The 12,034-nt window shown below is 63.3% G+C and carries 10 protein-coding genes and 2 pseudogenes; 7 read left to right on the forward strand and 5 right to left on the reverse strand.

What is annotated here, in order from left to right:
* Window positions 1–8 precede the first annotated feature (8 nt).
* Complete coding sequence (locus RF638_RS00245; RefSeq protein ID WP_259914992.1) at window positions 9–1,088, reverse strand: glutathione S-transferase family protein; 1,080 nt, start codon at window positions 1,086–1,088, stop codon at window positions 9–11.
* 166 nt (window positions 1,089–1,254) lie between these two features.
* Between RF638_RS00245 and RF638_RS00250 the strand changes: the two genes are divergently transcribed.
* Window positions 1,255–1,995 carry a hypothetical protein gene (locus tag RF638_RS00250; protein WP_368841183.1) on the forward strand — a complete coding sequence of 247 codons (741 nt, stop codon included), beginning with the start codon at window positions 1,255–1,257 and terminating at the stop codon, window positions 1,993–1,995.
* Between the two features lie 48 nt (window positions 1,996–2,043).
* On the forward strand, window positions 2,044–2,529 hold the full coding sequence (locus tag RF638_RS00255; protein WP_129699547.1) for a MarR family winged helix-turn-helix transcriptional regulator: 486 nt from the start codon (window positions 2,044–2,046) through the stop codon (window positions 2,527–2,529).
* A 477-nt stretch (window positions 2,530–3,006) separates the two neighbouring features.
* Here the strand turns inward: RF638_RS00255 and RF638_RS00260 are convergent.
* Window positions 3,007–3,471 (reverse strand): annotated as a pseudogene (locus RF638_RS00260) (catechol 1,2-dioxygenase); the annotation flags it as partial.
* Window positions 3,472–3,614: 143 nt separating this feature from the next.
* On the opposite strand from RF638_RS00260, the gene benB reads away from it, so the two are divergent.
* From benB to RF638_RS00285, 5 genes and pseudogenes are all read left to right on the forward strand, one after another.
* On the forward strand, window positions 3,615–4,055 hold the full coding sequence (gene benB, locus RF638_RS00265) for a benzoate 1,2-dioxygenase small subunit (RefSeq protein WP_311198952.1): 441 nt from the start codon (window positions 3,615–3,617) through the stop codon (window positions 4,053–4,055).
* A 160-nt stretch (window positions 4,056–4,215) separates the two neighbouring features.
* The gene (gene benC / locus RF638_RS00270) at window positions 4,216–5,787 is read left to right on the forward strand and encodes a benzoate 1,2-dioxygenase electron transfer component BenC (protein WP_315278384.1); all 1,572 of its coding nucleotides are present in this window, start codon (window positions 4,216–4,218) and stop codon (window positions 5,785–5,787) included.
* Window positions 5,784–6,617, forward strand: a complete 834-nt coding sequence (locus RF638_RS00275) for a 1,6-dihydroxycyclohexa-2,4-diene-1-carboxylate dehydrogenase (RefSeq protein WP_305778352.1) — start codon at window positions 5,784–5,786, stop codon at window positions 6,615–6,617. The genes benC and RF638_RS00275 overlap by 4 nt, the downstream gene beginning before the upstream one ends.
* Window positions 6,618–6,759: 142 nt before the next feature.
* Window positions 6,760–7,191 (forward strand): annotated as a pseudogene (locus tag RF638_RS00280) (ATP-binding protein); the annotation flags it as partial.
* 2,227 nt (window positions 7,192–9,418) lie between these two features.
* Window positions 9,419–9,565 carry a response regulator transcription factor gene (locus RF638_RS00285; protein WP_368841270.1) on the forward strand — a complete coding sequence of 49 codons (147 nt, stop codon included), beginning with the start codon at window positions 9,419–9,421 and terminating at the stop codon, window positions 9,563–9,565.
* Window positions 9,566–9,619: 54 nt separating this feature from the next.
* On the opposite strand, the gene catC is transcribed toward RF638_RS00285, so the two are convergent.
* The 3 genes from catC to RF638_RS00300 all read right to left on the reverse strand — a co-directional run bounded on the left by catC (window position 9,620) and on the right by RF638_RS00300 (window position 12,023).
* Window positions 9,620–9,898: a muconolactone Delta-isomerase gene (catC, locus tag RF638_RS00290; RefSeq protein WP_303382149.1), complete on the reverse strand. Its 279-nt coding sequence runs from the start codon at window positions 9,896–9,898 to the stop codon at window positions 9,620–9,622.
* A gap of 125 nt (window positions 9,899–10,023) precedes the next feature.
* On the reverse strand, window positions 10,024–11,124 hold the full coding sequence (locus RF638_RS00295; RefSeq protein ID WP_368841184.1) for a mandelate racemase/muconate lactonizing enzyme family protein: 1,101 nt from the start codon (window positions 11,122–11,124) through the stop codon (window positions 10,024–10,026).
* Window positions 11,121–12,023, reverse strand: a complete 903-nt coding sequence (locus tag RF638_RS00300) for a LysR substrate-binding domain-containing protein (RefSeq protein ID WP_368841185.1) — start codon at window positions 12,021–12,023, stop codon at window positions 11,121–11,123. The genes RF638_RS00295 and RF638_RS00300 overlap by 4 nt, the downstream gene beginning before the upstream one ends.
* Window positions 12,024–12,034 lie beyond the last annotated feature (11 nt).

A 12,034-nucleotide genomic window follows, 5' to 3' on the forward strand; every position in this document is an offset into this window, starting at 1 on the left:
GACTGGAATTAGCGCAGGGGCGTGTGCGCGGGGTCGACCTCTTCACCGGCGCGCACCGGACCCGGTGCGGTAGCACCGTCCGCGAACGGGGAACCACCCATTTTTTCACGACCGTGCTCGGACATCCAATTGCTCAGATCCGGACCCACGGGAACGATCTGAGACGGGTTGATGTCCTCGTGCACGATGAAATAGTGCTCCTTGATCTGCTGGAAGTCCACGGTGTCACCGAAACCGGGAGTCTGGAACAGGTCTCGGGCGTAACCCCACAGATTGGGCAGCTCGGTCAGCTTCTGGCGCGAGCACTTGAAGTGCGAGTAGTACACCGGGTCGAAACGGACCAGGGTGGTGAACAGCCGCACGTCCGCCTCGGTGATGTGATCGCCCATCAGGTACCGCTTGTCCGCCAGGCGTTCCTCGAGCCAGTCCATGGCGACCCACAACCGGTCGTAGGCCTTGTCATAGGCCTCTTGAGAACCTGCGAAACCGCACCGGTACACACCGTTGTTGACCTCGGTGTAGATGCGCTTCATGACGTCGAGCATTTCGTCCTCGAGCTCCGCGGGCCATAGATCCGGGGCACCCTCTCGATGGAACTCGGCCCACTCCTTCGCGAAATCCTCCGTGATCTGCGGGAAGTTGTTGGTCACGACCTCACCGGTGTGAATGTCCACGATGGCCGGCACCGTGATGCCCAGCGGATAGTCGGGGAAACGCTTGAAGTAGTTCTCCTGCAGGCGTTCGGTGCCGAGCACGGGGTCCTTACCTTCCGGATCCAGGTCGAACTGCCACGAGCGGACGTCGTGGGTAGGTCCGGGCAGACCCACGGAGATGGCGTCCTCGAGGCCCAGCAGGCGACGCACGATCAGGGTCCGGTTGGCCCAGGGGCACGCACGGGCGGCAACGAGCCGGTAGCGTCCGGCCTCGACCGGCCATGCCTGCGCACCCTCGCTCAGTTCGGCGGACTCTGGGTCGGCGACGATCCGATCCTCGATATAAGTGGTGTCTCGATTGAATTCCTCACCGGCGTGGACGTAGGCCCCGGCGGTCGAATACTTGTCTTTGTCCTGCTTTTTCGCGTCGGTCACGGTGCGCTCCTCACATCAATGGTTTATTTTGATGATACGTCATCATTGTGCGAGCTTGCTATGACGCTGACCACCGTCATCAGGGGCAGCCACCGGGGCTACAGTGGCTGCATACATACCGCGTCGGACGCGGCGAACGGCCGCTTCATTTGTCGGGGTGAACATCATGAATTCAACGAGCAATTCTTCCGAAAACTCGGAGAACTCCCGGGATCGCGACACGGAGCGCCCCCGCTACGGTGTGCGGGTGCCGCAATCCGACACGACCGGCGCCCCCGGGCCCACACCGTCCGCTACGGCCAACGAGCCGCGGAACGTCGAACTCAATGGGGAACCAAGCGCGCAGCGCAATGTTTCTCCCAAGGCCGCGCGCCGCATGGGACGAGGCCTGTCCTTCACCGTAATCCTGCTGGGCGCACTGGTGGGACTGGGACTGATGGCGATCGGCTTCGCCGAAGGCTGGATCGTGGGTTCCACCCTGGCCCTGGTGGGTGTTGTGGGATACGTGATGGTTCAGTTCCAGATCATCCCGTTGTTCCGCGATCCGGATGCCGTGGCCATCCACAGACGATCCAAACTGTGGCTCATCCCGGGGTCCCTCTTGCTCATTGGGCTGCTGGGAATCGGTGCATCGTTCCTGGTGGAGCCGGTCATGGGCAGTTCCATCCCCGAGGGTCTCGTGGACGACTACATTCTGGCTTTCATCGTGGCTGGAATGACCATGGTCGTGGGATCGGTGCTGGGCTTCGGGCTGGTGGCCATGGCCATGCTGACCCGCCCCGATGACGACGATTCCCCGCTCCGCCCGACCAACTACGCCGAGCAGGCACGACAACGCGACCGTGATCGTGACCGCGGCCCCAACTACTACGATTCGGATTGGATCCGGCGCGGCCCCCGCGACTGATCCGTTGACTCCCGCCGGAACCGGCCCCAACAGAAAGTTCCACAGATCATGCAGACGCCCACCTCCGCGAATTCCGTGCCCTGGCTGACAGAGCACGAGGACGCCGCTTGGCGCAGCTTCTTGGCGCTCTCGCGTGGCATGGAGCGCGCCATCGACCGACAGCTCCAGCGCGACAGCGAGCTGTCGAGCTCCGAATACCACGTGCTCGTACCCCTGTCCGAGTCACAGGACGGCAGCCTGCCCTCGCGTGAACTGCTGCGCCACCTGGACTGGGAACGCTCCAGGCTGTCCCACATGCTGTCCCGCATGGAGAAGCGCGGTATGGTCTGCCGCAAGCCGAGCCCCCAGGACGCCCGGGGTCTCATCGTGGAGATCACGGAGCACGGACGCCAGGTCATCAATGGCGCCGCGCCCTCACACCTGACCATGGTGCGAGAGGCGTTCATGGACAACCTCAGCACCGACGAGATGCAAGCCCTGGTGAACATGGCGGACAAGGTGATTCCCCGTCTGGAGAACATGAACCTTATCTAACAGGCCCGGGTTCGCCATACGAACCCGGGACCTACCCGTCGGTGAGTCGAAATCGCTCTTAAACAGGGGACGGGCCCTGTCGCTTGGGGGAATCGACAGGACCCGTCGGACATCCCGATCGGGGGAGATACGGGACGCCGGCCAGTCGGGGGAACTTCCGGGCGCGCTTGGGGGGATGCACCCGGGCCTCTTCGACTGACATCAACACTGTAGGCGTCATTTACATCCAGATGCAAGTAACAAGCACGGTGATTCTCATGACTTCACATTATGACTACTGAATAATAAGAAATTCTGATACCAAGTCCCAACTACTGCAGTAATCCTGTGCATCTCACCGCCTGCGCTGATCTCAAATCTCACGACGCGAGCGACACGCCGGTGATCTGGTACAAGAACGCGCCCCGATCCGTTGGGATCGGGGCGCGTTCTTGTGAGCGTAGCGATCACGCGTGATCGCTACGGGCTGAGAGCGACTTACTTGCTCTCGTTCTCCTTGGCGAGCACGTAGTTGTACTCGACCTGGTTGCCTTCGCCGTCCTGGCGCTCCTTCACGTCCAACATCAGCTCGGGCTTCACTGCCGAAGCAATGTCGTCCTCGTTGTGCGGGTCGCCGGGGAAGTACAGCTGCTGGGTGACCAGCTGGTAGCCGGGAGCGGAAACCTTGATGTGGATGTGGGCCGGACGCCACGCGTGACAACCAGCAGCCCCGATCAACTGGCCGCAAGCGCCGTCGGTGGGAATCTGGTACGGAGCCGGCTGCATGGTGTTGATCTCGAAGTAGCCGTTCTCGTCAGCCTTGACGGTGCCGCGGAAGAGCCACTCGGGCAGGCCGGGAGCGTACTGGGAGTAGAAGCCGGCAGCATCTGCGTGCCAGATCTCAACCTGCGCGTCCTTGATGGGGTTGCCATCGGTGTCGGTGAAGTTGCCGTGGAAGAGCAGGACAACGATCCGGCTTCTGCCTGATCCACGCCCGGCCATTCCCTGACACGACGAAAGATTGCGAGACCATGACTGAAACGTTGACCGAAGAACGCACATCCACCATCGAAAAGGTGCGGGCCTTCCTGTACCGATAGGCTCGCCTGCTGGACGACCGCGACTTCGATGCCTGGATCGAGTGCTACGACCCGAGCGCTTCCTACTGGATGCCCGCCTGGGACGACAACGGCGAGCTGACCGAGGATCCGCAGCGCGAGATCTCCCTGATCTACTACGACAACCGCGGTGGTATCGAGGACCGCGTGTTCCGCATCAAGACCGACCGTTCATCGGCCACGTCCCTGCCGGAACCGCGCACCGGTCACAACATCACCGATGTTGAGATCCTGGAGCAGAACGGTGACGAGGTGAAGGTCCGGTTCAACTGGTTCAACCTTTACTTCCGTTACAACGTGACCGAGACCTACTTCGGTTACAGCTTGTACACCATCAACATGGCCGGCGAGCAGCCCAAGATCATGGACAAGAAGGTTGTCCTGAAGAACGACTACATTCACCACGTGGTCGACATCTACATGATCTAAGTCCACTCGCTGTGACGGACGGACCGGTGCCCGGCCCCCGCCTCAGGGGTCCGGGCACCGGCGCTGTCCGCACCGGTTGGCTCATTTACACACCACAGCTAGTGCGGTGAACGAACCCGTCCCATGACCACGGCTCACCGCTAGTAGGAGAAGATCACCCATGCCGCACCAGGTTGCACTAACTTTCGAAGATGGCGTCACCAAGGTCATCAAGGTCGATGACTACGAAACCATCATGGACGCGTCCTACAAGGCGCGCATCAACATTCCTTCCGACTGCCGCGACGGCGCGTGCGGTACCTGCAAGTCCTTCTGCGAGTCCGGCGAGTTCGACCCGGGAGACTTCATCGAGGACGCCCTGACGGACGAAGAGTTCGAGAAGGGTTACATCCTGACCTGCCAGACCATGCCGGAATCGGACATGGCCGTGAACATTCCCGCGACCTCCGAGTCCGCCAAGACCTCGGCCTCCTCGTACATCTCGCGGATCACGCAGCTGGACCGTCACTCTGAGACCACCATGTCCTTCACCCTTGAGATCGACAAGCGTTCCGAGTTGGCCTACCTGCCGGGCCAGTACGTGAACCTCAAGATCCCCGGCGCGAATGTCGAGCGTTCGTACTCGTTCTCCAGTGGTCCCAACACCGAAGCTGCGTCCTTCATGGTGCGTACCGCTCCCAAGGGCGCCATGTCCGAGTACTTGCGTGACCGCGCCGAAGTGGGCGACGAGATCACTTTGTCCGGCCCGTTCGGCTCCTTCTTCCTTCGCGACCCCAAGCGTCCGCTGCTGCTGCTGGCCGGCGGTACCGGTCTGGCCCCGTTGCTGTCCATCCTGGAGAAGCTCTCGGAGAACCCGCCGGAGCACGCCGTGCACCTGGTTTACGGTGTGACCCGCGAGGAAGACATCGTGGGCCTGGAATGGATCGAGGAGTACAAGGCCAAGCTGCCCAACTTCACGTGGGACTACACCGCCTCCGAAGAGGGCACCTCCGCACCCCACACCGGTTACGTCACCCAGATCATCGAGCCGGGCCACCTCAACGACGGCGACGTCGACATCTACCCGTGTGGCCCCCCGCTCATGGTCAACGCCGTAGCCAAGTGGCTCGAGACCGAGGGCATCGAGCCCGCCAACTTCTACTTCGAGCGCTTTGCTCCCAAGGAGAAGACCGGCGGCGATCCCGAGACCGGTGCGCCGGCCAGCTCCGAGGACGTTGCGGAGTCCGGTGATTCGATGTCCAAGTCCGAGGCCGTGTCCTCCATGGAAACCGGTCGTCTCTCCTTCGCCAAGGAAGATTCCTTCGCGCAGTTGGACGCCCGCATGGGCCTTGAGCTCGCCATCACTGAGCTCATGATGCCGAAGATCACGGATGAGCAGGTGAAGAACCTTCGCCGCCTGGCCGAGGCCACCGCGGATTGCGTGAGCGGCACCGAGGTCAAGAAGCCCGAAGACTTCGTGCGCTACAACGAGGAGTCCCACGAGTACCTCTTCACGGTCTCCAACAACCCTTCGCTGCTGGAGTCCTACCGTCGCCTGGACCTGAGCGATCAGATGGAGGCCACGTTCGAGTCCGGAACCGTGATCTTCGATCGCGTCATCCAGGATCACCTGGACTTCGTCGAGGCGTTCGAGAACAAGAACGTCGAGCGTGCCCGCGATGTCATCATGGCTCACGCACGTGACGCCAAGGAGACCATGGAAGGCGCCATCGACAAGAAGGAGTCCGGGTGACCCCGTTGCCCGAACCGTTCAGCGCACTGAGCCCGGGCCGTTTCAACGGCAAGGTGGTGCTGGTGACCGGTGCAGCTCAGGGCATCGGTCAGCGGGTCGCGGAACGCATCGGCGCCGAGGGCGGCGCCGTGGTTCTGGTGGACCGTTCCGAATTGGCGGAGCAGGTGGCTGACGGCATCAACGAGCACGTCGCAAAGAACGGTTCCGAGGGATCCGCGAGCGCGGTGACCGGTGTCGATCTTGAGCAGTTCGCCGGCGCCGAGCTCGCCGTGTCCGAGACCTTGCAACGCCACGGTCGCGCGGACATCCTGGTCAACAACGTGGGCGGCGCCATCCTGATGCGTCCGTTCGAGCACTTCGATGCCGAACAGATCCAGAAGGAGATCAACCGTTCGCTGTTCCCCACATTGTGGATGTGCCGCGCGGTACTGCCCACCATGTTGGAAGCGGGATCCGGAACCATCGTCAACGTGTCCTCGAATGCGACGCGCGGCATCAACCGTGTGCCGTATTCGGCGGCCAAGGGCGGTGTTAACGGCATTACCCAGGCACTGGCCATGGAGACCGCGGGCCGCGGTATCCGCGTGATGGCCACTGCGCCGGGTGGTACCGAGGCACCCCCGCGCAAGGTTCAGCGCGGCCCCGGACCGGAGGGTGAGCAGGAGCAAGCGTGGGTCAAGGACGTGGTGGACCAAGTCACCGAGTCCACTTTCTTCAAGCGCTACGGAACTCTGGACGAACAAGCCGCACCCATCGTGTTCCTGGCCTCCGACGAGGCCTCCTACATGACCGGGTCGGTGATCCAGGTCAGCGGTGGTGACATGGGCTGACAGCCCACACTGGCTACGCGCCGGGTGAGTCGAACAGACTTACCCGGCGCGTACAGTATCCGCAGGTAGTCCCCGCTGCCGATGACCGTCAGGAGTGATCGTGAGCCAATCTCCGCAACCCATTGTGCCCACCCACGGCACCATGCATCGTGTGTTGATCGGACTGGATCCCGCCCTGGAACGGTTGGGCGACCTACTCAGGGACTCGCGCCGCGGTCGCGTGAACACCGTAGTCATCAACGGGGAATCCGGAATGGGGAAGACCTCACTGATCTCGGAGTTCCTCACCCACGTGCGCAACGGCGCACGTCCTCCCAGGATTCTGCGGGCCCAGGGTGATCAGTGGGAGGCCCAGTTGCAGTTGGCCGGTTACAGTCAGCTGATCATGACCTCCCCGCTCCGTTCGGGTAAGGGCTACGACATCGATATCGCCCAGACTCCCGTGGGCTCCCAGGCTCTGAGCCCGGATCGTCTCATGAATCACGCGGCCACGCTCGGTACCCACCTGGAATCTCTCCAGGATCGCTCCCCCGTCCTGGTCGTCATCGACGACGCGCACTGGATTGATGAGGCAAGTCTTCGCATCCTGTCCTTCGTGCTTCGTCGTTTGCATGCCAAGAAGGTCATGTTCGTGCTGGCGCTGGACCGCAAACAAGCCCAGGGCATGCCTGCGACCGTCCTGGACCAACTCACCGGTCACGAGATCCAACAGATCACGTTGGAGCCGTTGGACCCCCGCGGCACCCAGGAATTGGCCCGTCGCCGCTTCAACATCGACCTCTCCTCGGCCGCGAGTTACGAGCTGGTCCGACACACCCGCGGCAATCCTCAGCAAATCAACGAGTTACTCCGCGAGATGCCGCCGGACACTTGGTATTCCTGGTTCCCCGACCTCCCACCGAGCAGCCGGGTGCGCGCTCGTGTCGGCAGCATTATGGCGGCCGCTTCCGAGGATCTCACCCAGGTCGCGGAGGCGGTGGCGCTCCTGGGTGAGGATTCCTCACTCACCGAAATCGCAGAGGTCTGCGGCATCACTGATCAGGCCCGCATGCTCGCCGCGCTGGACGAGGGACATCGGGCCGACCTGCTGACCCTGGAGTTGAATCAGGCGAGCAGTCAGGTGAAGTTCTTCGAGCCCTCCGCCGCGGGGGCCATTTACGAGCGCATGCTGCCCAGCCGCCGCGTGGAACTGCACCACCGCGCGAGCCGCGCGGTCTCGGACGAGTCCCGCCGGCTGGGCCACTTGGTGAGCTCGGCGCCGTCGGCGAATCCGGAACTCGCCGCCCGGCTGGAGGCCTTCGCCACCGAACAGGCGGCCCAGGGCGCTTGGCACGACGCCGCCAACGCCCTGTTGTCCGCCTCGCGCCTGACCGACGACACCAGACTGCGCAACAATCTGCTCCTACGCGCAGTGGACGCCATTATCGGCTCGGGCAATATCGCCGAGGCCAAGGCATGGGCCGCCGCGGTGGACGACATGCAACCCTCCGCCCTGCGGTCCTCGGTGCTGGGGTATCTTTCCGTGGTCACCGGCCAGAATCGCAGCGCCGAGAACCAGCTCGGTGCCGCATGGCGCAGCGTGAACATCAAGCAGGAACCCGCAATCGCCGGCCAGATCGCTCAGCGTCTGGTGCTGCGCGGAGTGGCTCAGTGGGATGGTCCGGCCATGATCTCGTGGGCCGAGAAGGCCATGTCCCTGACCGAGCCCACGACGCCCGCCTATATCGAAACCGAAGCGATTTACGGGCTGGGGCTGTTCGCCACGGGACAGTTGAAGGAAGCCCGCAAGGCGTACGCCAAGGCCTTTGAACGCTGCGAGGAGAACGTGCAGAAACAGCGCATGGAGATGGGCTCGGGTTGGCTCGCGCTACGCACGGACGAGGTGGAATCCGCGCAGGCGCAGTTCGAGTCCGCCGGGCCCACCAAGTTCCGCGGAGGTTCACTGCGCATCTCGCTCTGGTCCGAGGCGTGGTTGGCTCGCACCCAGTTGGTCCTCGGCCACTGGGATGCCGCCGCGGCGACCATCTCCCGGGCCGCCCCGCAGCTGGAGACGGCCCAGATGGATATGCTGCGTCCGCTGCTCTATTGGACGGCTGCGGAGCTGTATTCGATGCGCGGCGACTGGCAGCCGGCCCGGCATTACGTCTCCCTGGCTGCGGTTCCAGCGGACAGCTTCCTGTGCATGTCCGTTCCGTCGTTGCTGGCCAAGGCGCGCTTCCACGAGGCCCGCGGGGATTACGAGGGTTCCTTGGAATGCATGACCCGCGTGGCCGAGCTCGATCCAAGGACCAATACCCGCGTCTCGTTCTGGTCCTGGCAGGACACCTACGTCAACGCCTTGGTGATGACCAACAAGTTGGAGCGGGCCCAGCAGTTCCTGGACGAGTTCGAGGCCATCCACCGTGCCGAACACATTCCGTCGGATCAGGCGCGGCTCAAGTGGGCTCGCGGCCGACTGTTGGCAGCCCAGGGGGATGCGGACACCGCCCGGGATTACTTCGAGGACGCGCTCCACGAGCTGCGCACGCTCAACCGCCCGTACCTTCACGCGCGCATCAGCTTTGCCTTCGGCCAGTCCATGCGCCGGGCCGGTAAGCGCCGGTTGGCCTCCTCCGTGTTGCGCGCGGCACGGGATCTCTACGAGATGCTGGGCGCACACCTACGTGCAGCGCTGCGACCGCGAACTCAAGGCCACCGGCGTGGACCAGGGCCCGGGTCCGGATCCTGCGGATCCGGTGCTCGCGGCGGTGCAACGCGAACGGGTACAACTCACGCCATAGGAAACCGCGGTGGCCGAGCTCGTGGCCGGTGGTTCCACGAACAAAGAGGTCGCGAGCCAACTGTTCATTGCCGAGAAAACAGTTCAGTACCACCTGACCAGGATTTATACGAAGTTCGGCATTCGCTCCCGCAGCGAGCTTGCCGCGCGCTACCGCGACAACGAATAATCCCCGCCGCGCACATCCGTAGATGGGCGCAACGGGGATTCCCGTGCGTCGCGGTTACTTGACGTCGGAGGGGTGCTTGGCCAGCGGAATCACGGTGATGTCCATGTACGGGAACAGCGGCAGGTTCTGCAGGATGTCGTGCAGTTCGCCGTTGGACTCCACATCGAAGACCGAGTAGTTGGCGTACTCGCCCACGACGCGCCAGATCTCGGGCCACTTGCCCGAGCGCTGCAGCTCTTGCGAGTAGGCCTTCTCGGTGGCCTTGATCTCGGCGACCTCGTCGGCCGGCAGATCGGTGGGAATGTTGACGTCCATGTGAACCAGGTACTTCACGGTGTTCTCCTCACGTGTTGGGTTGTACTTGTTCGCCCACGACGCCGCTCGGGGACCGATGCGCCGAATGGTTCGGCCTGCGTGCGGGCGGGATTTCGCCGGGCCGCGCGCGGCCCGGCTGAAACTCAGTTGCTGCGGTAGTGCGCGAGCTTGTCCTCGTCAATCGCGGTGCCCACGCCGGGGACGTCGCGGACGAAGATCTTGCCGTCCTCGATGCTCAGCGGCTCCGCCAACAGGTCGTCGGCCATGTCCAAGTAGTTGGACAGCTCACCTGCACGCTTGGAAGTGTGCGCGAACGCGGCACCGAAGGTCACCGAGGCAATCGTGCCCACCTGGGTGTCGATCTGATTGCCCACGTACACGTCAATGCCCATGCCCTGGGCCATGCCCAGGATCTTGGTGGCCTCGGTGAAACCGGACCGCGCGGTCTTGATCGCCAGGAAATTCGCACCACCGGTCAGGATCTCGCGGGCTGCGGTGCCCAGGTCCGGTGCCGATTCGTCCGCGGCGATCGGAATGGGCGAGTTAGTGACCAGGCGACGTCGTCCGAGAACTTCGCGAGCGTCGTCGGGTTCCTCCAAGAACTCCATACCGAGATCCGCGGTCTGTCGCAGCACTTCAGCGGATTCGTTCGCGGACCAGCCACGGTTGGCATCCATGTAGAGGTGCGCCTCGGGGCCGAGGCCCTCGCGCATCACGCGCGCGGCCTCGATGTCCAGGGAAATGGGGTGGCGGCCCGTCTTGAGCTTGAAAGTGTTGATGCCGTGTTTCTCGCGGAACTCCAGGGCGATCTGCAGCAGCTCCTGCGCCGGCTTGAAACCGAGCATGTGCGAGACGGTCATGTGATCGGTGAAGCCTCCGAGCAGCGAAGACACCGGCTGGTTCAGGTACTTGCCGATCACGTCCCACACGGCGATGTCCACCGCACCCTTGGCCGTCTGGTTGTGCACCGTGCGGTCCATGATGGTCTGCATCCGGTCACGGGCAAAGATGTCCAGGCCCGCGAGCTGGGGCGAGAAGATGTCCTCGACCACCGCAACGATGGACTTCTGCGTCTCACCGTAGGTGTACGGACGCGGCGGGGTGTCGGCCACACCCACGATTCCCTCGTCCGTGTGCACGCGCACCAACACGTGATCGGCCTCGTCCACCGAACCCGATGCAAAGTGCAGGGGGTGAATGTAGGGAATGGAATAAGGGACCGCCTCGATGCGGGTGATTTTCATGCTTGGCCTTTCGTGCCAGGGTTTGCCTCGCTGACATCCATCACGAGGTTCACAAAGTTGTGCAACAGGGTGGAGCGGTCTTCCCGACGCCACGCCACCGCAAGCTCACTATCGGGGGAATCTTCGAGGGGCGCGTAGACCACGCCCTCGAGATGGAAGGAACACACGGCCCGGGGTACCACGGCCACTCCCCCGCCGGCTGCCACGAAGGACAGCATGGTGGAGGTTTCCTTGGCCACCTGACCGATGCGGAGCTGGAAACCGCCGTGGCGGCACAGCTCCGAGACCATCCGGTACATCACCGATTCCGGCGGGTAGGTGATGAAGGGCTGTTCCTGTAGTTCATTGATGGCCACGGGACGTCCGGTGGCCAGCGGGCTGTGCGAGGGCAGGGCCACCACGAGCTTCTCGCGGGCCACGACCCGGTACTCAATTTCCGCCGAAGCCACCGGCGGGCGCAACATGGCGGCGTCCAGGGTGTGATCACGCAGCCCGGCTTCCATGGCTGGGGTGAGCATCTCGCCCTGCAGTGTCATGGACAACCCGGGCAATGCCTGCTTGACGTGGCGCACGATCTTGGGCATCACGCCGTAGGTGGCCGAACCAGAGAAACCCACGCGCAGCACACCGGTGGCGCCGTTGCCGACCTGGTACACGTCCGCCTTGAGGGTTTCGACCTCGTTGACGATCTTCCGGCCACGGTCCAGCAATTCCTGGCCTGCCGCGGTGAGGTCAACGCGGCGTGTGGTGCGGTCCAGCAGCTTGACGCCCAGTTGTTCCTCGAGTTGCCGGATCTGCTGTGACAGCGGCGGCTGGGCCATGTGCAGCCGCTTGGCCGCGCGACCGAAATGACGTTCTTCGGCCACGGCTATGAAGTAGTTCAGTTGTCGAAGCTCCATGAGGTCCCGCT

Source organism: Kocuria sp. CPCC 205235 (assembly GCF_040980905.1).
Classification (GTDB): Bacteria; Actinomycetota; Actinomycetes; order Actinomycetales; family Micrococcaceae; genus Kocuria; species Kocuria carniphila.